The organism is Pseudarthrobacter sp. IC2-21 (assembly GCF_034048115.1).
In the GTDB taxonomy this organism is placed as follows: domain Bacteria; phylum Actinomycetota; class Actinomycetes; order Actinomycetales; family Micrococcaceae; genus Arthrobacter; species Arthrobacter naphthalenicus.
In genome coordinates this window covers 1,526,703-1,549,518 of sequence record NZ_CP139145.1, presented here as the reverse complement: position 1 = coordinate 1,549,518, position 22,816 = coordinate 1,526,703, and the positions used below count along the sequence as shown (strand labels likewise).

Annotated in this window: 23 protein-coding genes and 2 pseudogenes; 5 read left to right on the top strand and 20 right to left on the bottom strand. The window is 65.6% G+C overall.

The genetic code is table 11. The features are described from left to right. The gene (locus tag SBP01_RS07120; RefSeq protein WP_275215475.1) at positions 1-972 is read right to left on the bottom strand and encodes a cation diffusion facilitator family transporter; all 972 of its coding nucleotides are present in this window, start codon (positions 970-972) and stop codon (positions 1-3) included. A 200-nt stretch (positions 973-1,172) separates the two neighbouring features. On the opposite strand from SBP01_RS07120, the gene SBP01_RS07115 reads away from it, so the two are divergent. Further along, positions 1,173-1,448 carry a GlsB/YeaQ/YmgE family stress response membrane protein gene (locus tag SBP01_RS07115; RefSeq protein ID WP_275215474.1) on the top strand — a complete coding sequence of 92 codons (276 nt, stop codon included), beginning with the start codon at positions 1,173-1,175 and terminating at the stop codon, positions 1,446-1,448. Positions 1,449-1,547: 99 nt separating this feature from the next. Here SBP01_RS07115 and SBP01_RS07110 read toward each other — a convergent pair whose 3' ends face one another. The 3 genes from SBP01_RS07110 to rpmI form a co-directional block, all read right to left on the bottom strand. Beyond that, positions 1,548-2,453 carry an RNA methyltransferase gene (locus tag SBP01_RS07110; protein WP_320537954.1) on the bottom strand — a complete coding sequence of 302 codons (906 nt, stop codon included), beginning with the start codon at positions 2,451-2,453 and terminating at the stop codon, positions 1,548-1,550. 49 nt (positions 2,454-2,502) lie between these two features. Then, positions 2,503-2,886 carry a 50S ribosomal protein L20 gene (rplT, locus tag SBP01_RS07105; RefSeq protein WP_164201051.1) on the bottom strand — a complete coding sequence of 128 codons (384 nt, stop codon included), beginning with the start codon at positions 2,884-2,886 and terminating at the stop codon, positions 2,503-2,505. A gap of 118 nt (positions 2,887-3,004) precedes the next feature. After that, entirely contained in the window at positions 3,005-3,199 is a 195-nt protein-coding gene (rpmI, locus tag SBP01_RS07100) for a 50S ribosomal protein L35 (RefSeq protein WP_009358635.1), read from the bottom strand. A 209-nt stretch (positions 3,200-3,408) separates the two neighbouring features. On the opposite strand from rpmI, the pseudogene SBP01_RS19750 reads away from it, so the two are divergent. Further along, a pseudogene (locus SBP01_RS19750) lies at positions 3,409-3,633 on the top strand (hypothetical protein); the annotation flags it as partial. A 362-nt stretch (positions 3,634-3,995) separates the two neighbouring features. Here SBP01_RS19750 and infC read toward each other — a convergent pair. Beyond that, positions 3,996-4,397: pseudogene (infC, locus tag SBP01_RS19745) on the bottom strand (translation initiation factor IF-3); the annotation flags it as partial. Positions 4,398-4,786: 389 nt separating this feature from the next. Here infC and SBP01_RS07090 point away from each other — a divergent pair. Next, on the top strand, positions 4,787-5,173 hold the full coding sequence (locus tag SBP01_RS07090) for a DUF1844 domain-containing protein (protein WP_275215471.1): 387 nt from the start codon (positions 4,787-4,789) through the stop codon (positions 5,171-5,173). A 104-nt stretch (positions 5,174-5,277) separates the two neighbouring features. On the opposite strand, the gene SBP01_RS07085 is transcribed toward SBP01_RS07090, so the two are convergent. From SBP01_RS07085 to SBP01_RS07050, 8 genes are all read right to left on the bottom strand, one after another. Continuing rightward, positions 5,278-6,579 (bottom strand): MFS transporter, encoded by a 1,302-nt coding sequence (locus tag SBP01_RS07085; RefSeq protein ID WP_320537952.1) that lies wholly within the window; start codon positions 6,577-6,579, stop codon positions 5,278-5,280. A 55-nt stretch (positions 6,580-6,634) separates the two neighbouring features. Next, on the bottom strand, positions 6,635-7,531 hold the full coding sequence (locus tag SBP01_RS07080; RefSeq protein WP_320537951.1) for an SseB family protein: 897 nt from the start codon (positions 7,529-7,531) through the stop codon (positions 6,635-6,637). Positions 7,532-7,540: 9 nt separating this feature from the next. Continuing rightward, a complete protein-coding gene (priA, locus tag SBP01_RS07075; protein ID WP_275215468.1) occupies positions 7,541-8,287 on the bottom strand; it encodes a bifunctional 1-(5-phosphoribosyl)-5-((5-phosphoribosylamino)methylideneamino)imidazole-4-carboxamide isomerase/phosphoribosylanthranilate isomerase PriA in 747 nt (248 codons plus the stop codon). A 76-nt stretch (positions 8,288-8,363) separates the two neighbouring features. Beyond that, positions 8,364-8,522 (bottom strand): hypothetical protein, encoded by a 159-nt coding sequence (locus SBP01_RS07070; RefSeq protein WP_275215467.1) that lies wholly within the window; start codon positions 8,520-8,522, stop codon positions 8,364-8,366. Beyond that, the gene (gene hisH / locus SBP01_RS07065; protein WP_275215466.1) at positions 8,523-9,254 is read right to left on the bottom strand and encodes an imidazole glycerol phosphate synthase subunit HisH; all 732 of its coding nucleotides are present in this window, start codon (positions 9,252-9,254) and stop codon (positions 8,523-8,525) included. It abuts the gene before it with no gap. Then, complete coding sequence (gene hisB / locus SBP01_RS07060) at positions 9,251-9,877, bottom strand: imidazoleglycerol-phosphate dehydratase HisB (RefSeq protein ID WP_275215465.1); 627 nt, start codon at positions 9,875-9,877, stop codon at positions 9,251-9,253. Before hisB ends, hisH begins: the two co-directional genes overlap by 4 nt. A gap of 60 nt (positions 9,878-9,937) precedes the next feature. After that, complete coding sequence (locus SBP01_RS07055; protein ID WP_275215464.1) at positions 9,938-11,056, bottom strand: histidinol-phosphate transaminase; 1,119 nt, start codon at positions 11,054-11,056, stop codon at positions 9,938-9,940. 112 nt (positions 11,057-11,168) lie between these two features. After that, positions 11,169-11,567 (bottom strand): LysM peptidoglycan-binding domain-containing protein, encoded by a 399-nt coding sequence (locus SBP01_RS07050; protein WP_275215463.1) that lies wholly within the window; start codon positions 11,565-11,567, stop codon positions 11,169-11,171. 340 nt (positions 11,568-11,907) lie between these two features. Here SBP01_RS07050 and lexA point away from each other — a divergent pair, with 340 nt between their 5' ends. Further along, positions 11,908-12,654: a transcriptional repressor LexA gene (gene lexA, locus SBP01_RS07045; protein ID WP_275215462.1), complete on the top strand. Its 747-nt coding sequence runs from the start codon at positions 11,908-11,910 to the stop codon at positions 12,652-12,654. 2 nt (positions 12,655-12,656) lie between these two features. Here lexA and SBP01_RS07040 read toward each other — a convergent pair whose 3' ends face one another. Together SBP01_RS07040 and hflX are read right to left on the bottom strand one after the other, a co-directional pair. Continuing rightward, positions 12,657-14,714, bottom strand: coding sequence for an ATP-dependent DNA helicase (locus SBP01_RS07040; protein WP_275215461.1), 2,058 nt, complete (start codon positions 14,712-14,714; stop codon positions 12,657-12,659). Continuing rightward, positions 14,707-16,272 (bottom strand): GTPase HflX, encoded by a 1,566-nt coding sequence (gene hflX / locus SBP01_RS07035; RefSeq protein WP_275215460.1) that lies wholly within the window; start codon positions 16,270-16,272, stop codon positions 14,707-14,709. The genes SBP01_RS07040 and hflX overlap by 8 nt, the downstream gene beginning before the upstream one ends. Positions 16,273-16,730: 458 nt before the next feature. Between hflX and SBP01_RS07030 the strand changes: the two genes are divergently transcribed. Then, positions 16,731-17,345 (top strand): class I SAM-dependent methyltransferase, encoded by a 615-nt coding sequence (locus tag SBP01_RS07030; RefSeq protein WP_320537950.1) that lies wholly within the window; start codon positions 16,731-16,733, stop codon positions 17,343-17,345. Here the strand turns inward: SBP01_RS07030 and dapF are convergent. From dapF to recA, 5 genes are all read right to left on the bottom strand, one after another. Next, positions 17,326-18,270 (bottom strand): diaminopimelate epimerase, encoded by a 945-nt coding sequence (gene dapF, locus SBP01_RS07025; protein ID WP_320537949.1) that lies wholly within the window; start codon positions 18,268-18,270, stop codon positions 17,326-17,328. The two genes, SBP01_RS07030 and dapF, sit on opposite strands and share 20 nt — an antisense overlap. 117 nt (positions 18,271-18,387) lie before the next feature. After that, the gene (gene miaA / locus SBP01_RS07020; RefSeq protein WP_320537948.1) at positions 18,388-19,299 is read right to left on the bottom strand and encodes a tRNA (adenosine(37)-N6)-dimethylallyltransferase MiaA; all 912 of its coding nucleotides are present in this window, start codon (positions 19,297-19,299) and stop codon (positions 18,388-18,390) included. Positions 19,300-19,302: 3 nt separating this feature from the next. Further along, positions 19,303-20,892, bottom strand: coding sequence for a tRNA (N6-isopentenyl adenosine(37)-C2)-methylthiotransferase MiaB (gene miaB / locus SBP01_RS07015; protein ID WP_414004276.1), 1,590 nt, complete (start codon positions 20,890-20,892; stop codon positions 19,303-19,305). A gap of 42 nt (positions 20,893-20,934) precedes the next feature. Next, complete coding sequence (locus SBP01_RS07010) at positions 20,935-21,600, bottom strand: regulatory protein RecX (protein WP_414004275.1); 666 nt, start codon at positions 21,598-21,600, stop codon at positions 20,935-20,937. A 55-nt stretch (positions 21,601-21,655) separates the two neighbouring features. Beyond that, positions 21,656-22,711, bottom strand: a complete 1,056-nt coding sequence (recA, locus tag SBP01_RS07005) for a recombinase RecA (RefSeq protein WP_275215454.1) — start codon at positions 22,709-22,711, stop codon at positions 21,656-21,658. Between the last annotated feature and the right edge of the window lie 105 nt (positions 22,712-22,816).

Below are 22,816 nucleotides of genomic sequence, written 5' to 3'. Positions count from 1 at the left end.
TCAGGCCTGCAGGTCCTGTGGCCGAACGTCAGCCGGATGGTGCCCCGCGCCCGGCAGGGGGCCGCGCTGCAGATCCGGCTCCAGATAGATCACGCGGGCAATCGGGACGGCGGCACGAATTCTGGACTCGGCCCCGTCAATCGAGGCGGCGATGTCCCTCCCCGTTTCGGCGGCCCCCACGGAAATCTTGGCGGCGACCAGCAACTCCTCAGGGCCCAGGTGAAGGGTCTTGAGGTGGATGATGCGGTTGTGTCCCCCGGCCTCAATGGCTGCGCTGATCCGGACCACGTCCTCCCGGGTCGCGGATTCTCCGAGCAGCAGGGACTTTGTCTCGATGGCCAGCACCACGGCGATGGCAACCAGCAGCAGGCCAATCATGCCGGTGCCGGCAGCGTCCCAGACGCCGTTCCCGGTGATAAGGGTCATGCCCACACCGATCATGGCGAAGAACAGGCCAAGGAGCGCCCCGAAATCCTCCAACAGGATCACGGGCAGCTCCGGCTGCTTTGCCGTGCGCACAAAGCTCACCCAGCCCTGCTTGCCCCGGGTCTGGTTGGATTCCTTAATTGCCGTCCGGAAGGAGTACGACTCCGCGGCGATGGCCCCCAGCAGGACGGCGAGCGGGACCCACCAGAAATTGCCTTCGATGGGGTGCGGGTCCTGCAGCTTTTGCCACGCTTCGAACAACGCGAAGAGTCCGCCGACGCTGAAGAGCACTATGGAGACAATGAAGGCGTAAATGTAGCGTTCACGGCCATACCCGAAAGGATGCTCCGGGCTGGCCGCCTTGCTGGCACGTTTCCCGCCAATGAGCAGCAGCAGCTGATTACCGGAGTCTGCAACGGAGTGGATGGCTTCGGCCAGCATCGACGAGGAAGCCGTGAGGATGAATGCCACGAACTTGAGGGCGGCGATGGTCAGGTTCGCGGCGAGAGCCGCAACGATCGCCTTGGTACCGCCATTTGCAGCCACGGAGACTTCACCTCTTCAGGGGTAGGAACACGCAGGATAAATTGCGGCTTCGGAACGCAGGCCGCCCACGATTACCGTACCTTTTCGGCCGAAAAATCCGTACGCGCGACGGGCACTAAGCCTGCTGACAATGGAGCGCCCTTATGTTAGCTTGAACACTAATCGGGACGATTAATCCCGACGAATATGAAGGAGGAGACATGGGTTTTCTTGCTTGGATTATTCTCGGCCTCATAGTGGGGGCCATCGTCAAGGCCGTTATGCCCGGCAGGGTCGGCGGCGGCTGGGTGACGAGCCTCGTGCTTGGTGTTGTCGGCGCGATTGTAGGCGGCTGGATTGGCAGCCTCCTGTTCGGCAAGGGTGACCTTGCCTTCTTCGATCTGGGTACCTGGATCCTTGCCATTGTCGGCGGCTTGGTCGTTGCCGGCATCTACGGCGCCATCACCGGACGCCGGGGAACCACCCGCGCACCCTGATCCCTCTCATCTGTTTCACACAGCAAGTTCATACAGCAAGGGCCCCGGTATTTCCGGGGCCCTGCCTTTCAAGGGCCCGTTCTCCAGGCCCCGGAACTGCTAGCTAGCCCCGTGTTCGTGCTGGGACCGGGCACTCGCATAAAGGCACACGGTGGCGGCGGTGCCGAGATTGAGGCTTTCCGCTGCGCCGTAGACGGGGACGGCTACGCGGTGATCGGCCAAGGCCAACTCAGCCTCTGAGAGGCCCTGTGCTTCGTTCCCGAAAAGCCAGGCCGTTGGAGCCTCCAACGCGTAGACCGATTCAACGCCGGAGGAAGCTATGCGGCGGGCGGCGTTTTGGTCCTGCAGGGTGTCGAGATTGACGTCTCCGCCGCCGTCGGCCGCAAGGATCCCAATCCCGCGGGCACGGCAGGCGGCTGCCACCTCGGCAATGTCTGCACCAAGCACCACAGGCAAGTGGAACAGGGAACCGGCCGTGGAACGGACCGCCTTGGGATTGTAGATATCAACGCTCGATGCAGTGAGGATGACTGCGTCCGCTCCGGCTGCGTCGGCTGCCCGGAGCACGGTGCCGGCATTGCCGGGGTCGCGGACCTGACACAGCACCGCGATCAGCCGCGGACCGGCGTCGAGGACCTGGTCGAGGCGCACGTCCAGGAAGCCGCAGACCGCCAGGATTCCCTGGGGCGTGACCGTGTCCGCCATGGCGGCAAGCACTTCGTCGGTGGTGAGGTAAGCGTCAGTGCCCTCGGCGAGCGATTCCAGGTCCGGGTGCCGGTCGAGGCACGCCTCGCTGGCGTAGACCTCATACACGAGACCGGGCTCCCCCGAAGCGATCCGTTTCCGGTGCAGGGTCAGAGCCTCACGGACAGCCTGGGGGCCCTCCGCCAGGAACTCGCTGCGCTTTAAACGGGCCGGACGCCCGGCAAGTTGCGCCACCTTCCTGACCCGATCAGCTCGGGGATTGGAGAGTGGTACATCTTGCGGGCGCCCGGTTTCGTTCATATAAGAACCTTAGTGGCTTCGGCCACCAGTCCTTGAACGGCCTTTAGTGCTACTTTGCAGCCGGAGCCGACGTGTCAGCAGGCAGGGAGTCCTTGGCGATCTTCACCAGTGCAGCGAAAGCGTTGGCGTCGGAGACAGCCAGCTCCGCCAGCATACGGCGGTCAACCTCGACCTCAGCGGCCTTCAGGCCCTGGATCAGACGGTTGTAGGTGAGGCCGTTGGCGCGGGATGCAGCGTTGATGCGCTGGATCCACAGGCGACGGAAGTCACCCTTCTTCTTCTTGCGGTCGCCGTAGCTGTACACAAACGAGTGCAGCAGCTGTTCTTTGGCCTTGCGGTACAGGCGTGAACGCTGTCCACGGTAGCCCTTTGCGCGTTCAAGGATAACCCGGCGCTTCTTGTGGGCGTTGACCGCCCTCTTCACACGTGCCACGTGCGTACTCCTTCGAAAATCTGATCCCAAGCAACTACTGCCGGAGTTACCGGCTGGCCTGAGAAGCCTTTTTGGTAGTTGACTGCTGCCCGGTGGCAACAGTCAGAGAACTTGGAACTTAGATGCCGAGCATCTTCCGGATGACCTTTGCGTCACCCTTGAAGACGATCTTGTCGCCGGCGAGGCGACGGGTCAGCCTGGAGGACTTGTGCTCGAGGTAGTGGCGGCGGTTGGCCTGCTGGCGGCGCAGCTTGCCGCTACCGGTCAGCTTGAAGCGCTTCTTAGCACCACTGTGGGTCTTCATCTTCGGCATGGGAACCGATCTCCTTACGTGTCCGCAGACATTGTCTGCAGTTCTTTCGAGCAGCCACCCCTGCAGGCGACGTGCTGGTTGCGTACTGCCGGAGGAAGCCTCCTGCAGCTTTGAACTAGGTAGTCTTCTTACCGGCCGGCTTCGGAGCTGCCTTGGGGGCAGGCCGCGCAGCAGGCTTCGGAGCAGCCGGCCGGGCTACCGGCTTGGGCATGGGGACCGGCGGCCTCGGGGCAGCCGGTGCGGCCGGAGCCGGCGCGGCAGCCTTGGCCGCTTCAGCGGGCTTGGCAGTTTCCGCAGGCTTGGCCTCGGGAGCCTTGGCCGGAGCCGGGGCTGCCTTGGCGGACTCCCGCTTGGGAGCAGCGGCCTTCGGGGCGGCCTGCTTCGGCGCTTCCTTTGCTGCGACTTCCTTCACCGGAGCTTCCTTGGCGGGGGCTTCCTTCACGGGAGCTTCCTTCGCCGGAGCTTCAGCTTCCGGAGCCGCCGGCTCGGTCGCGTCAGCCTCGGCCGGAACTGCCGTTTCCGGAGTTGCCGCCTCAGTGGCGTCCACCGGAGCATCCGCCTCGGGCTGCGTCGTGATGGCGAACCCTTCCGGCAGAAGATCAGCCAACGACTGGGTCAGCGGCGCCTGGTCGTCACCGGTGACATCGATGCGGCCCGATGCCTTGGCTTCGTTCTGCGCCTTGGCTTCCGCACGCTGCGATGCGCGGCGTGCCTCAGCTTTGGCCTCCGCCTTGTTCTTCAGCGGCCCCACGACCATGACCATGTTGCGTCCGTCAATACGCGGGCTGGACTCAACAACGCCCACCTCGGCGACGTCGTCGGCGAAACGCTGGAGCAGACGGATGCCCATCTCCGGACGTTGCTGCTCGCGGCCACGGAACTGGATCATGGCCTTGACCTTGTCACCTGCACCGAGGAAGCGAAGCGCATGGCCGCGCTTGGTTTCGTAGTCGTGAGTATCGATCTTCAGGCGGAAGCGGATTTCCTTCAGAACCGTGTTGGTCTGGTTCTTCCGGGCTTCACGCGCCTTGACTGCGGCCTCGTACTTGTACTTGCCGAAGTCCATCAGCTTGCACACCGGAGGCTTGGCCTGAGGTGCTACTTCAACGAGATCAAGGTCGGATTCAGCAGCCAGACGCAGGGCATCCTCAATACGGACGACTCCTACCTGTTCACCTGCAGGGCCGACCAGCCGCACCTCGGGGACGCGGATACGCTCATTGATTCTTGGCTCGCTAATGTTAAAGCTCCTGTGATTGATGTAGTAAACCCACCGGCAAATAGAGAAGGCCCCCAATTGCCGGAGCAATCGAAGGCCTCGATGATCGGATGCACGCTCCCCCGACGGGAAATCGTGCGCAGGTTCCCGGGCACAACGCCCGATGAATCTGTCCGACCGGTACCCGGCAACCTTGCTTCCCTGGAAGAAACTTCCAGCGGGAACGGCTGACGCGGGTGGGAGAGAACTCCGCTTGCAAACTGCATGCCATTCTACAGAAAAAATCCCTCACGACACAGCGGGGCGCCGGTGGGACATTAACACAGCAAAATAACGACATTCAGTCGGTCTGTGACAAGCTTACCAGTATGAGTACCCCAGACAGCAATTCACACGTTTTCGAGGCCGCACCCGCCGAGGCGAACGTGAGCCAGCAAATCCGCGACATCTCCGAGGTGCCGGCCATCGAGGTCATCACCACCGCGGCCGTTCACCTCATGAGCGCAGCAGCAGTCAAGCTCGGCCTCGCCGCCGAGGACAACGCGGAGGAACTGAAGGACCTGGATGAGGCCCGCAAACTCATCACCGCCCTTGCCGGCCTGGTAACGGCCGCCGCCCCGGAAATCGGTTCCCAGCACGCCGGACCGTTGCGCGATGGCCTCCGGTCCCTGCAGCTCGCCTTCAGGGAAGAGTCCGCCATTCCCGATGCCCCGGGCAAGGGCCCGGGCGAGAAGTACACCGGCGCGGTCAACTGACCCAACGCGGCAGTTCATTCACGAGTAAATAGCGACGGCGGCGGGCGGACCATACTGGTCAGCCCGCCGCCGTCGTTGGTTCTCCCTGGCACTCATCGAAAAGGTCAGGCGGCCACCCTGCGCCGCCGCAGGGCCTGAAGCAACAGCCCCACCACGCAGAGCACAACGCCGGCCACCCCCACCGCCACAAAGCCGCCGGACGGGCCTGCCCCGTCGATGAAGATACCGGCGAGCGGCGCCCCCAGCGCCACGCCTGCCGTCAGCGCGGAGCCGTACCAGCCCATCGCCTCGCCGCGACGGTCCTCGGCCACCAGGTCCGCTACCTTTTCCGAAGCGGCGGAGAGTACCGGCGCGCAGAGCAGTCCCGGAAGAACCGAGATGAAAGCCAGTGTCCAGGTATCCCGCGCGAAGCCCATGGGGATGGTCAGGGCTGCCATGCCGAGGAGCAGCAGGGTCGGTGACACCGGCCGGTGCATGGCGCCGTAGACCAGCCCGCCGATGACGGAGGCGGCGCACCAAAAGAGAAAGACAATGCCGATTTCGTTTTGGCGGCCGCCGGTTTCCAGGGCGGCGACAATTCCGACGTCGGTGCCGCTCAGCACCATCCCTGTTCCCGCCGCTATCGAAAAGACCGCAGCCACAGCGGCAGTAAACCAGGCAAAATTGTGGGCCACCTTCCTGCGCAGGCTGCGGCCACCGCGGGCAGTTTCCGCGCCGGCCGGGACAAGGTCTGCCGCAGCCTCCTGCACGTGGACCGGCGCCGCGGACACCACCGCCACCTCCGCAGCATGGCGCTGGTCCTCTTCCGCCTCCTGAGTCTGGGTGGCGCTGCGGGTGGGCGGGTTGAACCACATCAGGAACAGGCCCGCCAGGGACGAGGACACTCCTACGACGCTCAGACCCAGGGCGGTGAAGCCGCTGGTCGCCACCACGGCGCCGGCGGCAGGACCGATCATGAACACCACCTCGGTGGCGATCGAGTCCAGGGCAAAAGCAGTCCGCCGCTGGGTGCCGTCCGCGAGAACGCCCAGGGACTGGCGGATCACGCTGAAGATCGGCAGGGTCAGCAGGCCACCGATGAACACCAACGGCAGCAGCAGTTCGTAGCTGACATACGGGACCACGGACCAGATGACGGCTTCGGAGACAACTGACGGGATGAGGGCCCGGCGCAGGCCGACCCTGTCAACGCGCCGGCCCCGCCATGGCGCCCCAACCGCGATCCCGATGGTCATCACCGCCGCAGCTGCACCGGCGGCGGCGTAGCCCTTTTCCAGGGAGAGGACGATGTGCAGGGTAAGCAGGAGCCCCGCGGCAGAATGCGGGATGCGGGCCACCATACCCACAAGCAGGAGCCGCCTGATGGGCTCGACGGCGAGCAACTCCCGGTAGAGAGCGAAATTCACGGAGAATCCTTTGCGTCTGGCACGGGCAGCCCGGGGGTCTCCCGCTGACCGTCAGCTACTGAACCGCGCGCCGCAACTTTATTTCCATCGAATCGACTCGCTCCCCAAACAATACATTCCGCGACCAGGCTGCTTGAAGTCCGCCGACGAGCTCCTGCACCGCGGCGGCATCAAGACCGTCCTCAAGGTAGAGAACCACCTGCAGCTCGGGCCCGGCGCCGCCCCCGGAGAGTGGCAGTCCACCACCGGTCACGGCAGCAACTCCGGAGCCCGGGAGCAACTCGACGCTGCGGACGGCGGGGAACCCTCCCGCCGCGGCCGACATTTCGGCGGCCAGCGCGGCATCGGCGTATGAGGGAACCCATTCCTGCTGCTGTGCCAGTGCCCACACGGCGGGCCGACGGATGACGAGGGTCACGTCCGAGCCCGGGTCGAGCACCAATAATTGGGCCCCTTCTGCCACAGCTGACAGCGCGGCACGGGCCGCGTAGACAGCTACTGGCCGGGCGTCCGGGTGCCACGCAGCCAGGCGCTCGGCGGACGTGAAGGCAGGCATGGCCTTGCGGCCGTCTGCAGCCATCAGGGTGACCAGTGCCATGTCTGCCTGCTTATCCGCGGTCAGGCCGTCCACGCCCTCTGCTTCGGCGCCGAGCCGGGCAATGATCGGGATGAAAACGCGGGCAGTGGCAAGGGAGCTCACCACGGCCGCTTCGTCACCGGTCCCGCCACGCAGCGCCTCGACGGCCGCAAGGTATCCGGCGTCGGCCGTTCCGTCGTCGTCCTCGAAGTTGTGTATCCTGGCGTCGTCCCCTGCAAGGCTCCGCCCCTCCCACGGCCTCCCCGCCGAGTCCGCCGGGCCACCCGCTCCTGCCAGGGCAGCAGCGATGTGTCCGGGAAGGTGGCGCGGGGCGGGAGCGTCGCCGGCCGGTCCTGGGTTCTGCGCGCTGTTCATGAGGTCCGGTTAGCGGCGGCCGGCGACGTCGAGGGCTTCGGGCAGCGTAAACGCACCGGCGTACAGCGCCTTACCCACAATCGCCCCCTCCACGCCCAGGGGCACCAGGGACCGGAGGACTTTCAGGTCGTCGAGGCTGGAGATGCCGCCGGAGGCCACCACAGGTTTGCCGGTTTTCTCCACCATTTGACGGAGCAGTTCCACGTTGGGGCCCTGCAGGGTGCCGTCCTTGGTCACATCGGTGACAACGTACCGCGAGCAGCCTGCGTCTTCCAGGCGGCCCAGGACCTCCCAGAGGTCGCCGCCCTCCTTGGTCCAGCCCCGGCCCGCGAGCGTTGTTCCACGGACATCGAGGCCGACGGCGATCTTGTCGCCAAAGCGCTCGATGGCCTTGCGCGTCCAGTCCGGGTTCTCCAGTGCCGCGGTCCCAAGGTTGACCCGGGCCACGCCGAGATCAAGGGCCGCCTCGAGGGACTCGTCATCCCGGAGGCCGCCGGACAGTTCCACCTTGATGTCCAGCCGCCCGACGACTTCGCGAAGCAGTTCGGCGTTGGAGCCGCGGCCGAAGGCAGCGTCAAGGTCCACCAGGTGCACCCACTCGGCGCCCTGCTGCTGCCAGTTGAGGGCCGCTTCCAGGGGTGTGCCGTAGCTGGTCTCGCTGCCGGCCTCCCCCTGAACCAGCCGCACGGCCTGGCCGTTAACGACGTCGACGGCGGGCAGCAGTTCAAGAACCGGCAGGTCGGTTGCGGTGGTCATCTCGGGTCCTCTTCAGATTGCGTTGCGGGTGGAGCGGAATGCAGCGGGTGCCGGATTCCGGTGCGGCGGCAGGCGCCTAAGTGCCGGGAAGCGTCAGCAGGTAGGCGGCCAACAACGCCATCCCGGCCAGGACGTAGAAACTGATCTGGGTCCACAGGGGTTTGCGCTGCTGCCGGAAGGACAAGGCACCACCCACCAGGAGGCCGGCCAGGCCCATCAGAACAATCGACCACATCTAGGCGGGATCCGTTGGGGTGTTCTTACGGAGGCTGTCCACCCAGTTGCGGAGCAGCCGCCCGCCGGCGTCACCGGACTTTTCCGGGTGGAACTGCGTGGCGCAAAGCGGCCCGTTTTCCACCGCGGCGATGAACCGGGCACCGTGCTCGGACCAGGTCACCAGCGGTGCCGTCATCCGCGGCTGGATCACATCAAAGTTCCAGTCCTGGACACCGTAGGAGTGGACGAAGTAGAACCGTTCGTTTTCAACGCCCGCGAAAAGCTTTGAGCCTTCAGGCACCTGCACGGTGTTCCAGCCCATGTGCGGCACCACCTCAGCGGGAAGGAGCTCCACCTTGCCCGGCCATTCCCCCATGCCCTCGGCTTCGGTCCCGTGCTCAACACCGGCTTCGAACATCACCTGCAGGCCCACACAGATAGCCAGGACCGGACGTCCGCCGGCAACGCGACGGCCGATCAGCCGGATGCCGTCCACGGCTTTGAGCTCGCGCATCACAGTTTCGAAGGCCCCGACGCCGGGTACCACCAGGCCGTCCGCGTTCAGAACATCCTCGGGCTTGGAGCTCAGGATGACCTCCGCACCGGCGCGTTCGAGGGCACGCACGGCCGAGCGGACATTGCCTGAACCATAGTCAAGAACGGTGACGGTGGGTTTGCCCTCGGCCGATACTGGCTTCTTCAGTGTGGCGGGATCGATGACCGCGCCGTCACGAAGAATCTGGCCGGTCACAGGGCACCCTTGGTGGACGGAATCCCCTCAACCCGCGGATCGGGTTCGATGGCGGCACGCAGGGCACGGGCGAACGCCTTGAACTGTGCTTCGACAATGTGGTGCGGGTCGCGGCCGGCGATGACGTTCATGTGCAGGCAGATGCCCGCGTGCAGCGTGATGGCCTCAAAGACGTGACGGGTCAGCGAGCCGGTGAAGTGGCCGCCGATGAGGTGGTATTCCTGCCCGGCGGGTTCACCGCCGTGAACCAGATACGGGCGGCCGGAGACATCCACAACGGCGTTCGCGAGGGCTTCGTCAAGGGGCACGGTGGCCTCGCCGAACCTGCGGATGCCGGCTTTGTTGCCCAGCGCCGTGCGCAAAACCTCACCGAAGGTGATGGCGACGTCCTCCACCGTGTGGTGGACATCAATGTGGGTGTCACCGGTCGCCTTGACTGTCATGTCGATGAGCGAGTGCTTGCACAGCGCCGTCAGCATGTGGTCGTAGAACGGAACTGACGTGTCGATGTCCGATACGCCGGTGCCGTCAAGGTTGATCTCCACGAGCACTGACGATTCACTGGTGGCACGCTCCATGCGTGCGGTCCGGGTTTCGGCAGCGTTCGATCCGGTGGAACTCATGATTATCTGGTCCTTTAGCGCAGGAGTGGTGGGGCGCGCTGAGGCGCCGGTACTTCAAGTCTAGGCGGGGAGCTTCGCCTGGGTGGCCAGGATGGCTTCCAGGGAGGTGAGGAAGGCTGTGGTTTCCCTCTCAGTTCCCGCCGTGACCCGCAGGTGGCCGGGGATCCCGACGTCCCGGATCAGCACGCCCTCGTCCAGCAATTGCTGCCAGACCTGGTGCGGGCTTTCCAAGCCGCCGAAGAAGACATAGTTGGAATCCGAGGCCGCCGGCTTGAGTCCCATCCGGGTCAGCTCGGTGACAATGCGGTCCCGCTGCTCCTTGATGTCCCGGACGTCTGCCATTAAGGCTGTCCGGTGCTGGAGCGCGGCCAGCGCCGTCGCCTGGGTAATGGCGGAGAGGTGGTACGGCAACCGGACCAGGCGCAGGGCGTCCGTCACCTCGGGCGCGGCAGCCATGTAGCCCAGGCGTGCCCCGGCGAGGGCGAATGCCTTGCTCATGGTGCGCGAGACAATCAGGCGTTCCCTGCCCGGCAGCAGGGTAAGCGCGCTGGGCGTTCCGTCATGGGCAAACTCGTGGTACGCCTCGTCGACGATCACGATGGTCTGGCTGGCCTCGCCGGCCGCGTAGACGGCCTCCACCACATCCAGGCCGAGGCCCGTGCCGGTGGGGTTGTTGGGCGAACACAGGAAGACGATGTTCGGCTGGAGGTCCTTGACCTGGGCCGCCGCCGATTCGGCGCTCAGGCCGTACCCCTCTGCGCGCTGGCCGACGATGTATTCGGTGTCGGTGCCGCTTGCCAGCAGTGGGTACATCGAATACGTGGGCGGGAAGCCGAGAGCCTTCCGGCCGGGTCCGCCGAATGCCTGCAGGATCTGCTGGAGAACCTCGTTGGAGCCATTGGCTGCCCAGATGTTGGCGGCGTCGAGTCCGTGGCCGAGGTATTCGGCCAGCGCCTCCCGGAGTTCGGTGAACTCACGGTCCGGATAGCGGTTGAGACCGGCTGCGGCCTCCGTTACCGCTGCGGCGATGGCGGCCTGGACATCCGCCGGAACGCCATGAGTGTTCTCATTAACGTTCAGCAGGATGGGGACATCCAACTGCGGCGCACCGTATGGCGCAAGGCCACGAAGGTTGGTCCGGAGGGGAAGTCGGTTCAGGCGCTCTAGCTGGTCATTCACCTGAACAGTTTAGTTCCGAAGCAGGCGGCCGAAAAATGTGACGGCTGCCGGCGGCCTGGAACCCGGTATGCCGCCCCCGGTTGCGGCGCGCGGGGCCGGAACAAGCCGGCTGCTAACGGGTGGGGACAAAGAGCTGCTGGCCGGGCACTACACCGCCGCCGGTGAGGTTGTTCAGCTGAACGATGTCCGCAATGACGTCGCGGGCATCACGTTGGGGTGCAGTGGTGCCGGCAATAGCCCAGAGAGACTGCCCCGGCTGGACCGTCACGGTCATGGTGGGCGTGACGGAGAGATCGGATACGGAATCCGAGGCCTTCGCCGGCGAGGTGAGAAACCCGGCCAGGGAAAGAAGGAGCGCAGCCAGGAGCACCAGCGGGATGCCAATGAGGACAATCTTGCCCCTGCGGGTAAGACGGAGCGGCGGCAGGGATTCCTTCCGCCGGGCCGACGTCAGCTGCGCGACGGAAACGAACGGGGGACGGGAATCCTGTGATGCGGATATAGCTGACATGAGATGAGCCCTCCTGGACCATACTGTGCTGCCCGGCGTGGCCTCCACGTTGCCCATGCACTGACGCCAAAGCCTCAGTGTGGAGCGGATATTCGAATCCACTGGCAACGAGTAGAACACATATTCGAACTTTGCTTCCTCAGTTTTAGCACTTATCAACGAACATTGTCGAGACTCGCTAGAACAAATGTTTGAAAAAGCCCTGTGGCTGGCCTACGTTTGAGTCAAGAATCAACCACTCCAGTAGTTGACCAGCAGGGTCTGACATTCAAAGCAGCCCGGGCCTTCCGGCACGTAACCGCCGGACCGGAACCGGGACAACCGAAAGGCATTGGCGAACATGGCAGCACCAGCCGCCGAGGGCAAGGCGACTCCCCAGGGCCGCCAGCCCCAGAGAACCCCCAAGGGGCTCACTGCCCGCCAGAAAAAGATCCTCGAAACCATCCAGCGTTCCGTGAATGACAACGGCTACCCGCCGTCCATGCGGGAAATTGGCGACACCGTGGGGCTGGCCAGCCTTTCAAGCGTCACCCACCAGCTTTCGCAACTCGAAAAGCTGGGTTACCTCCGCCGGGACCCCAAACGGCCGCGCGCCATGGAAGTTCTGATGCCCCTGACACTGGACGGCGGAACCGGCAAAAGCGGCGCTTCGGCCAAACCCGCGTCCCTGCACGGCCCCGGCGGCACAGTCACCGAACTTCCCACCGCCATGGACACCGCCATGGTGCCGCTGGTTGGGCGCATCGCGGCCGGTGGACCGATCCTCGCGGACCAGGTGGTGGAGGACGTTATGCCCCTTCCCCGTCAGCTGGTGGGGCAGGGTGAGCTGTTCATGCTGCGGGTCGCCGGCGACTCCATGGTGGACGCCGCCATCTGCGACGGCGACTGGGTGGTAGTCCGACGGCAGGCCGACGCCGCCAACGGAGACATTGTGGCGGCGCTGTTGGACGATGAAGCCACCGTCAAGACCTTCCGGCAGCGTGATGGCCACACCTGGCTCCTGCCCCAGAACACGCAGTACGAGCCGATTCTCGGGGACCACGCCACCATCATGGGAAAAGTGGTCTCGGTCCTTCGATCGCTGTAGCCTCAGGCGCCTTTGCCCGCCAGCCGCTCAAGGGCTGCAAAAGCTGTCTTGCGGTCTGTCGTGGGCCAGAACGGCGGGAGCGCAGCACGAAGGAAGCCGGCGTAGCGTTCCGTGGCAAGACGCGAATCCAGTACGGCCACGACGCCCTTGTCCCCCGTCGAACGGATCAGCCGGCCTGCGCCCTGGGCGAGGCGGATGGCTGCATGCGTGGCTGAGACCGCCATAAAACCGTTGCCGCCGGCCTGGGCCACGGCGCGGGAGCGGGCCGTCATGAGCGGATCGTCAGGCCGCGGGAACGGAATGCGGTCGATCACCACCAGCCGGCACGACCCGCCGGGAACGTCAACCCCCTGCCACAGGGACATGGTGCCGAAGAGGCAGGTGTCGGGCTCATCAGCGAACTGCTTCACGAGCGCCGTCATGGTGGAATCGCCCTGGCAGAGAATGCTCAGGCCGAGCCGCGGGCGCATCGCTTCCGCCGCCTCTTCGGCTGCACGGCGCGATGAGAAGAGGCACAGGGCACCGCCGCCTGAGGCCCGGATCAGGGCCTCCAACTCGTCCAGTGACTCCGGTGACGCGCCGCGGCCGGGCTTGGGCAGATGTCCGGCGACGTAGAGGATTCCCTGCTTGGGGTAGTCAAAGGGCGAGCCGACGTCGATGCCGGTCCAGCTCGGTGCGCCCTCCCCTACCAGGCCCAGGCCTCCCGCGGCCGGTTCGAAGGCTGAGCCGATGGCCAGGGTCGCCGATGTGAGCACCACGGTGTGGCCGGCGAACAGCCCCTCCCGCAACTTCCCGGCAACACTGAGCGGCGCGATGTTGATCAATGCCGGCGCCGTCTCGTCCGGCTGCGAATAACCCTGCTGTGGATCGAAGGAACTGGCGCGGGAAAACCAGACCACTTCACGGTTCTCGCGGGCAATCAGGAGGCGTTCACACAGTTCAAGGATCAGCATCAGCCGCGAGCGGGCAAGCTGCCGCCCGCCGTCGGCCGTTTGGCTCCCATCACCTTTGGAATCTGACAGGGCTGCCCGGCAGGCCTCCCGCAGCTGATCCACACAGTCCAGCTGTTCGTCATTGAGGCCATTGGGAAGGAGCCCGTTCGGAACCCCGGCCAGCGCAAGTTCGAGGTTGGCGGCGGCAGCATTGAGGGCGTCAACCGTGATGGCGGTGTGCTTCCGGGCGCCGGCCGCCGCGGCGTGGACCATGGCCACGGAAAGCTGGCCGGACACGGCACCGGTCACCCTGTCCTGGAGCTCGTGGGCCTCATCCACCACCACAACGTCGTATTCGGGCAGCACGGCCAGGCCCTCGAACGCGCTGACGGCCAGCATGGCGTGGTTGGTGACCACGACGTCAGCCTCGGCGGCATCGTGGCGGGCCAGTTCGCTGAAACACTCGGCCGCCATGGGGCACTTCTGCGCGCCCAGGCATTCCATCGAGGTTACCGAGACCTGCCGCCAGGCCCGGTCCGTGACGCCGGGAAGGAGCTCGTCCCGGTCTCCGGTGGTGGTTTTTTCCGCCCACTCGCGCAGCCGCACCACTTCCTTGCCCAGCTGCGACGACGGTCCGCCGAGGGCGGCGGCGAAATGCGGCACACTGGTGTCTTCGCCGAGGGAGAACAGCTGACCCTCGGCAGGCTCCTCGGACGGGAACCCGCCTTCGAGTTTGTGCCGGCAGACGTAGTTGGAGCGGCCCTTGACCAGTGCCACCTTAACGGGGCGGTCCAGGGCAGGCGTGATGGTTTTGAGCAGCCGGGGCAGATCCCGGCCCACGATCTGGGTTTGCAGGGCCAGGGTTGCAGTGGAAACCAGCGTGGGCTTGTCGCTGACGAGGGAATGCGCAATAAGGGGAATCAGATAGGCCAGGGACTTTCCCGTGCCGGTGCCGGCCTGAACCAGGAGGTGATCGCCGGTTTCGATGGCTTTCGCCACCTGCCGGGCCATTTCATGCTGGCCGGCCCGGCTCTGGCCACCCATTCCGGCGACGGCACGGTCGAGCAGTTCGAGGACGAACTGCTCGCCGGCCGTACCGGAAATTTCCCCTGCCACGAGCTCAGTCATGGTTGATGAACGGTTCCAGTTCAGCCGCCAGGCCTTCCCGGACCATGACCAGCACGCGGGTGCCGTGTTCGCCGTGATCCAGGCTGAGGATCTCGGCATCAGTCTCGTGAAGCTTGCTGATGAGGTCACCCCGGTCGTACGGGATCAGCAGCTCCAGTTTGACGCTGGGCCGGGGAATGCCGTCACTGATGGCCTTGAGGAGTTCGGCGATCCCCTGGCCGGTCCGTGCGGACACCACCACGTGGCGGGGCTCGCGCTGCTTGAGGCGTTCCACCACAAACGGGTCCGCGGCATCGGCTTTGTTGAGCACGATGATCTCGGGCACCTTCCGGGCGTCCACCTCGCTGAATACCTTGCGGACGGCAGCTATTTGGCCTTCAGGATCCGGGTGCGACACATCCACCACATGCAGGATCAGATCGGAGTCGGCCACTTCCTCCAGCGTGGAGCGGAACGCCTCCACCAGCTGGGTGGGCAGGGACCGGACGAAGCCCACGGTGTCCGCCAGCGTGTAACCCAGCCCGTCGGAGGTCTCAGCCTTCCGCACAGTGGGATCCAGGGTGGCGAACAGGGCATTCTCCACCAGCACGCCGGCGTCCGTGAGCCTGTTGAGCAGGGATGACTTTCCGGCGTTGGTGTACCCTGCGATCGCCACGGAAGGCACAGAATTACGACGGCGGTTGGCCCGCTTGGTTTCCCGTGCCGGCTTCATGGCGGCGATCTCGCGCCGCAGCTTTGCCATGCGCGTGCGGATCCGGCGGCGGTCCAGTTCAATCTTGGTTTCACCGGGTCCGCGCGAGCCCATGCCGGCACCGGCACCACCCACCTGGCCACCCGCCTGCCGGGACATCGATTCACCCCAGCCACGCAGGCGCGGCAGGAGGTATTCCAGCTGTGCCAGCTCAACCTGGGCCTTGCCTTCACGGCTCTTGGCGTGCTGGGCGAAGATATCCAGGATCAGGGCCGTGCGGTCAATGACCTTGACCTTGACGATGTCCTCCAGGCTACGCCGCTGGGACGGCGCCAGTTCGGCGTCGACCACCACGGTGTCCGCGCCGGTGGCCATAACGATGTCCTTGAGCTCCTGTGCCTTGCCGGAACCCAGGAACGTGCCCGGGTCCGGCTTGGCGCGGCGCTGCACCAACCCGTCAAGGACTTCCGAACCTGCAGTCTCGGCGAGAGCCGCGAGCTCGCGGAGGGAATTCTCGGCGTCCGCCAGGGTGCCTTCGGACCAAAGCCCGGCCAGCACCACCCTTTCGAGCCGCAGCTGCCGGTATTCGACTTCGGTGACGTCTTCGAGTTCGGTGGAGAGGCCGGCCACGCGCCGCAGCGCGCGGCGTTCGTCGAGATCCTGCTGGTCGCCGTCGTAGCTTGTGTGTTCGTCTTCCTGGCGGGAAATGGCCTGGGCCCTGCCAAGCACGGCCTTCTCGCCGTCGGTGGCTTTGACGTTCCTGGCCGGGACATCCTTGGCGAGAATCCGGTCGATGACAGCTTGGATTTCCTCAGGACTCATATCCTGGGCTGCTGGATCGGAACCGGTGTTGGGCTGGCTGGTCATGTTCTCCTTTGAAGGGTCGGCAATTTCAGAATAGTGCCGTTTGTTGGTCTCTGGTGAAGTATTCGCGCTGGGCTGACGGCTTGCAGTCATCCTGGCCTCCTGGTCTGCTCCACGGCCTGGTTGAAGCGGCGTCGCGGAGGTGGTCACATCATTGCTGATGCACGGGTGAGGGAAGTGGCGCAGGCAATGTCAGAACAGGGACCGGCACGGAGCTGATCACTCGAGTCTGGCCCTGCGGCAGGGCAGGTACGGAAGACCTGCCCTGTGGCGCACAAACGGAGGTTGATACCTGCGTCGCTGTGGGGCACTGGCTTGGGGACGGGCGGCTATGGACAGCGCAGACCCGTGCCGGCTACTCGAAGATCAGGAACATGGGTTCAAGATTAGCAGAAGGGGTGGCCGCGATTTTCCCCGGTACGTTTCGCTTTGTCCAGCATCGCCCACTAATCTGGCCAGTTATGGAGTCCGCACACTATTTCAGCGCATCGCCCGCCGGGCCGTTCACACGCAAGCCCCTCACGGTGGAGTTGGCCGGGGCAAAGCGCGCGCTGCAGACCTCGGCAGGAATTTTCAGCCCGGACGGGATTGACAAGGGAACGGCGGTCCTCCTGGCTGAAGCTCCTGCGCCGTCGCCCACAGGGAACCTGCTGGACATCGGCTGCGGGTGGGGACCCATTGCACTGACGCTTGCCCTGCGGGCTCCCCATGCCCGGGTTTACGCCGTGGATGTCAACGAGCGCTGCATCACCCTGACCAATGAAAACGCTGCCCTGCTGGGCCTGGACAATGTCGTGGCAAGCACCCCGGACGCGGTGGATCCCGGCCTGCGCTTCGACACCATCTGGTCCAACCCGCCCATCCGGATCGGCAAAGATGAACTGCACGGCCTGCTCAGGCTGTGGCTCCCCCGGCTGGCCCCCGGCGGTTCAGCGTGGCTGGTGGTGCAGAAGAGCCTCGGCTCTGACTCGCTCCAGCGCTGGCTGTCCGCGGAACTGGACGAGACCTTCACCGTCACGCGTGAAAGCACCGCAAAATCCTTCCGGATCCTGCGGGTCAGGAAAGCGTCCCGCTAGCCACGATCACTGCCGGGCCGCTGAGTTCGACGTGCTCGTGGCCTGCCGCGCCTGAGAAGAACTTCACGCCGACGACGCCGCCGGGCACGTTGACCAGCCAGGAGTCCGGCGCCTCGGCCCCTGCCCAGTGCCTGGTGGCCACCGCTGCAGCGCAGGCGCCGGTGCCGCAGGACTGTGTTTCGCCGACGCCCCGTTCATGGACACGCATGGTGACAGTGCCAACCCCGTCGTGGACCAGCGGCTCGGCGGGCACCACAAATTCGACGTTGGTGCCGTTGGCCGGCAGCGGATCCACCACCGGTGCGGTGAAGAGCCTGGTGGCTTCAAGCTCGGACAGTTCCGCCAGGGCCACCACGGTGTGGGGATTGCCCATGCTGACGGACAGGGCCGGGCGGGGAACTTCGAGCCCGTCCGCCGTCACGAGGGAGTCCATGGCTTTGGCGGTCGCCTCCCCGGGGAAGATGAACTCCCACGGCCCCATATCCACGGCGTACGTGTCGCCGGTGCGGACTACGGTCTTGGGCCCGCCGCGCGTTCCAACGGTCAGCGATCCGCCGTCGGGCAGGTTGACCAGGCCTTCAGCGCGCAGGAAATGGACAAAAACGCGGACGCCGTTTCCACACATTTCTGAAAGGGACCCGTCTCCGTTGCGGTAGTCCATGAACCATTCCGCCTCGGGACTGGTTTGCAGCAACTCGCGGCCCTCGGACAGGTAGCGGGACGGAACAGCCCTGATCAGGCCATCCCCGCCGATGCCGCGGTGCCGGTCGCACAGCGCGGCAACCTGCGCGGCGTCAATGGTGTGGACGCCGTCAGGGTCGGCGATGAGCACAAAGTCATTTCCCGTACCGTGGCCCTTGGAGAAGCGAAGACCGCCCAGCGAACGGTAGGCGGGCTCGGTGGTCTCTGCGGGGGTTGCGTCCATGATCCAAGGTTACCGGCCCGGCCTGGATCGGCTAAAACGTCCGACGACGGCGGGATCGGGGCCCGCGTCACGTGGCGGGATCGGGGCCGGCGTCACGTGGCGGGATCGGGGCCGGCGTCAGCTGACCGGCTGTGAGCCGGCCAGGGCGGCGGCCTGGGCCACAAGGTCCGGGGCCTGCCAGTCCAGCCAGCCGATGCGGGGATCCGCCCGGAACCAGGTGAGCTGGCGCCGGGCGAATTGCCGGGTGGCCACGATGGTGTCCTCGGTTGCCTCGGCGACGGTTGCGGCGCCGTCGAGCACCTTCAAAAACTGGGCATAGCCCAGTGCCCGGGGCGCGGTTTTTCCGCTGCGCAGTCCGGCCGCGTCGAGTCGGCGCACTTCCTCGAGCAGGCCGTTGTCAACCATCCTGTGTACCCGCAGGCCCAGCCGTTCCCGGAGGGCTTCGCGGTCCACGGCCAGCCCGATCTGCACGGCCGGCTGGAAGTACTCACGCTGGGGCATAAAGGAGCTGAAGGGCCGGCCGGTGAGCTGGTGCACCTCCAGTGCCCGGACGATGCGACGGGCATCGCTGACCCTGCCTGCGGAGACGGGATCCACGTCCCGGAGCCGGGAAAGGAGGGCTTCGGGTCCGGATTGTTCGAGCTCGGCTTCCAGGGTGCGGCGCACTGCCGGGTCGGTCCCCGGGAACTCAAGGACGTCCAGGACAGCCCGCACGTAGAGGCCGGACCCGCCCGCCACGATGGCGCGCTTACCGCGGTCGTGAATGCCGCGGATGACCTCCCGTGCCTGCTGCTGGAAATCGGAAACGCTGGCTTCCTCGGTGACGTCCAGGGTGTCCAGCAGGTGATGGGGCACGCCGCGCCGTTCGGCCAGGGTGATCTTGGCCGTGCCGATGTCCATGCCGCGGTAGAACTGCATGGCGTCGGCATTGATCACCTCGCCACCCAATTCGAGTGCAAGGCTGACCGCAAGATCGGACTTGCCTGAGCCGGTGGGACCGACGACGGCGATGACCGGAGGCCGGGCCACCGGTCAGCGGCTCCGGACCGGCAGGGTCGGCATGCCCAGCAGGACGCCGGTCCGGGCACCGCCCGCGCCGGCTCCGGCGCCCGGGACGGGAGCGCCGCAGGAGTCCGCTTGCGACCGGTCCCAGGCATCGCCGGCACGGGACCGCCGCAGGCTGTAGTCCTCCAGTGCCGGGTCCGCGACGAGGTGGAAGGCGGCGGCCCCGGTAATGGTGACGGTGACCAGGTCACCGGGGCGGGGTGATTCGGCGCCAGCGGGAACCGAGAAGTGCACCAGCCGCTGGTCCCGGGACCTGCCCGAGAGCCGGTGCGTCTCTTCAGACTTCCGGCCGGACTGGGCGGTAACCATGACTTCCACCCGCCGGCCCAGCTGCTTGGCATTTTCTTCTGCGGCAATTCTGTCCTGCAGGGCGGTCAGTCGTTCAAAGCGCTCCTGCACCACGGCCTTGGGCAGCTGATCGGGCAGCTCTGCCGCGGGGGTGCCCGGCCGCTTGGAGTACTGGAATGTGAAAGCAGTGGCGAATCGCGATTTCTCCACCACATCCAGGGTGGCCTGGAAGTCCTCCTCCGTCTCCCCCGGGAAGCCCACAATGATGTCGGTGGAGATGGCGGCGTGCGGAATTTTCTCCCGCACCTTGTCCAGGATGCCAAGGAACTTGGTGGACCGGTAGGACCGCTTCATGTCTTTCAGGACCTTGTCCGATCCGGACTGCAGCGGCATGTGCAGCTGCGGCATAACGTTTGGGGTCTCGGCCATGGCATCAATGACGTCGTCGGTGAACGCAGCCGGGTGCGGACTGGTGAACCGGACCCGCTCGAGGCCCTCGATTTCGCCGCAGGCGCGCAGGAGTTTGGAGAAAGCCTGCCGGTCGCCGAATTCCACGCCATAGGAGTTCACGTTTTGCCCGAGGAGGGTGACTTCGATCGCACCATCGTCCACGAGCGCCTGGATTTCAGCGAGGATGTCGCCGGGGCGGCGGTCCTTCTCCTTGCCGCGAAGGGCGGGAACGATGCAGAACGTGCAGGTGTTGTTGCAGCCCACGGAGATGGAGACCCATCCCGAGTAGACCGAGTCCCGCTTGGTGGGCAGGGTGGAGGGGAAAACATCCAGGGATTCGAGGATCTCCAACTGGGCTTCGTTGTTATGCCGGGCCCGGTCCAGCAGCGCCGGCAGCGCGCCCACATTGTGGGTTCCGAACACGGCGTCCACCCAGGGAGCCTTCCTGAGGATGGCTTCGCGGTCCTTCTGCGCCAGGCAGCCGCCGACGGCGATCTGCATTCCCGGGTTGGCGGCCTTCACCGGCACCAGCATGCCCAGGTTGCCGTAAAGCTTGTTGTCCGCGTTCTCACGCACCGCGCAGGTGTTGAAGACGACGACGTCGGCCTGCTCACCCTGGGCGGCGACGTAGCCAGCCGCCTCGAGCATGCCGGCCATCCGCTCCGAATCATGGACATTCATCTGGCAGCCAAAGGTGCGCACCTGATAGGTACGCGGCTGCGGAGCGCCTGCAACGGGCATTGCGCCTGTTTCGTGCGGCGCGCCGGAGGCTGCGGAAGGGACGGTGCCGGATGCGGGGGAAGGAATGGTCAAACTCACCTGTTAAGGGTACCGGCTCAGCGGAGGCTCCGCCCCGGCGGCCTACAGGCCGGGCCCGTAGCTGTCGTGGCCGGGCCCGTAGCCGCCTGCCTCGCCGCCCAGCCGGGCATCAATGACCTCACCCACCACCCTGAATGCCTGGGCAGGCTGGTAGCCCTTCCGGGCGAGCATGGAGGCGAGGCGTCGGGTGGTTTTGTCCCGTTCGGCCCTGTCGGAGAGGTCCGCACCGGAACGCAGCTTACGTTCCACCAGTAGCCGGGCGGCAGCTTCTTCATCGGCGTCGGAGAGTTGCTCCAGTGCGGCGGCGGCAGTATCGGCGTCAATGCCCTTGTCCGACAACTCGCGCCGCAGGGCCCCCTTCGCCAGCTTCCGCGACTGGGACCGGCTGCGCACCCACATGTCGGCAAACTCGGCGTCGTCGATCAGGCGGACTTCCTGGAACCGGTCCAGGACGTCTTCGGCCACGTCCTCGGGGATGTTCCGTTCCGCGAGCTTGCGGGACAGCTGCAATCGGCTTTTCGCCGAACTGGTCAGTTGCCGCAGGACTATGGCGCGGGCAACCGAGGCGGGGTCGGGTTCGGGGTCCGAGGCGACGGACGACTCAGGGTCGGGCCCGTCCGGGCCCGCACTGCCGGCCCAGCCTGACCTGCGCCGGCTGCCGGCACCCTTACGCCGCCCGGGTCCTCCCCCGGACTCCCATTCACCCATAATTTCCCGGCCCCTCAAACGCTCGGCAGGACATGCGGCCCGATGGCCCGTCAACCTAGAAGCCGTCAACGGCCTTCAGCTTGGGCGAATCCTTGGACTCGTCGGCGGCGGGCTTAACACCCACCCCCAGCTTCTCCTTGATGAGGCGCTCCAGCTCGGCGGCCAGTTCGGGGTTGTCGCGCAGGAAACGGCGGGAGTTCTCCATGCCCTGGCCCAGCTGGTCGCCGTCGTACGTGAACCATGAACCGGACTTCTTGATGAGGCCGTGTTCAACACCCATGTCGATGATGCCGCCCTCACGGGAAATGCCCTGGCCGTAGATGATGTCAAACTCGGCGATCTTGAAGGGCGGCGCCATTTTGTTCTTGACGATCTTGGCTTTGGTGCGGTTACCGACCGAGTCCGCGCCTTCCTTCAACGTCTGGATCCGGCGGACGTCGATGCGGATGGAGGCGTAGAACTTCAGGGCCTTACCACCGGTGGTGGTCTCCGGGGAGCCGAAGAACACGCCGATCTTTTCACGGAGCTGGTTGATGAAGATGGCAGTGGTCTTGGTCTGGCTCAGGCGGCCGGTGATCTTACGCAGCGCCTGGCTCATCAGGCGGGCCTGCAGGCCAACGTGGCTGTCTCCCATGTCGCCTTCGATTTCCGCACGCGGCACCAGGGCTGCCACGGAGTCGATGACGATGACGTCCAGGGAACCGGACCCGATCAACATGTCCATGATTTCCAGTGCCTGCTCGCCGGTGTCCGGCTGGGAGACCAGGAGGGCGTCGGTATCGACGCCCAGCTTGGCAGCGTATTCCGGGTCCAGGGCGTGCTCGGCGTCGATGAAGGCAGCAATGCCGCCCAGACGCTGAGCGTTTGCGACCGCATGCAGGGCCACCGTGGTTTTACCCGAGGATTCCGGGCCGTAGATCTCCACAACGCGGCCGCGGGGCAAACCGCCAATGCCCAGGGCGACGTCCAGGGCGATGGAGCCGGTGGGAATGACTTCGATGGGGGCACGGACTTCATCCCCCAGCCGCATGACCGATCCCTTGCCGAACTGCTTGTCAATCTGGGCCAGCGCTGCTTCCAGCGCTTTTTCACGATCCGGGGCTGCCGCCATGGTTCACACCTCTAATGCTTTCTCGCTTTGGAGTGGCCTCAGCGGCCTTTATTGGTCATCTCTGACGCTAATGGCACCCTCTGACATTCAAGCCGGGCGACATCG

What these genes read in the sequence shown, in the direction of transcription:
- SBP01_RS07050 (WP_275215463.1), bottom strand. Translation starts at nt 11,567, where the DNA reads ATGTCAGCTATATCCGCATCACAGGATTCCCGTCCCCCGTTCGTTTCC.
- SBP01_RS07115 (WP_275215474.1), top strand. Translation starts at nt 1,173, where the DNA reads ATGGGTTTTCTTGCTTGGATTATTCTCGGCCTCATAGTGGGGGCCATC.
- rpmI (WP_009358635.1), bottom strand. Translation starts at nt 3,199, where the DNA reads ATGCCGAAGATGAAGACCCACAGTGGTGCTAAGAAGCGCTTCAAGCTG.
- priA (WP_275215468.1), bottom strand. Translation starts at nt 8,287, where the DNA reads ATGACCACCGCAACCGACCTGCCGGTTCTTGAACTGCTGCCCGCCGTC.
- dapF (WP_320537949.1), bottom strand. Translation starts at nt 18,270, where the DNA reads ATGGACGCAACCCCCGCAGAGACCACCGAGCCCGCCTACCGTTCGCTG.
- hisB (WP_275215465.1), bottom strand. Translation starts at nt 9,877, where the DNA reads ATGAGTTCCACCGGATCGAACGCTGCCGAAACCCGGACCGCACGCATG.
- SBP01_RS07010 (WP_414004275.1), bottom strand. Translation starts at nt 21,600, where the DNA reads ATGGGTGAATGGGAGTCCGGGGGAGGACCCGGGCGGCGTAAGGGTGCC.
- SBP01_RS07080 (WP_320537951.1), bottom strand. Translation starts at nt 7,531, where the DNA reads ATGAACAGCGCGCAGAACCCAGGACCGGCCGGCGACGCTCCCGCCCCG.
- SBP01_RS07030 (WP_320537950.1), top strand. Translation starts at nt 16,731, where the DNA reads ATGGAGTCCGCACACTATTTCAGCGCATCGCCCGCCGGGCCGTTCACA.
- SBP01_RS07110 (WP_320537954.1), bottom strand. Translation starts at nt 2,453, where the DNA reads ATGAACGAAACCGGGCGCCCGCAAGATGTACCACTCTCCAATCCCCGA.
- SBP01_RS07090 (WP_275215471.1), top strand. Translation starts at nt 4,787, where the DNA reads ATGAGTACCCCAGACAGCAATTCACACGTTTTCGAGGCCGCACCCGCC.
- SBP01_RS07040 (WP_275215461.1), bottom strand. Translation starts at nt 14,714, where the DNA reads ATGACTGAGCTCGTGGCAGGGGAAATTTCCGGTACGGCCGGCGAGCAG.
- recA (WP_275215454.1), bottom strand. Translation starts at nt 22,711, where the DNA reads ATGGCGGCAGCCCCGGATCGTGAAAAAGCGCTGGAAGCAGCGCTGGCC.
- hflX (WP_275215460.1), bottom strand. Translation starts at nt 16,272, where the DNA reads ATGACCAGCCAGCCCAACACCGGTTCCGATCCAGCAGCCCAGGATATG.
- SBP01_RS07070 (WP_275215467.1), bottom strand. Translation starts at nt 8,522, where the DNA reads ATGTGGTCGATTGTTCTGATGGGCCTGGCCGGCCTCCTGGTGGGTGGT.
- lexA (WP_275215462.1), top strand. Translation starts at nt 11,908, where the DNA reads ATGGCAGCACCAGCCGCCGAGGGCAAGGCGACTCCCCAGGGCCGCCAG.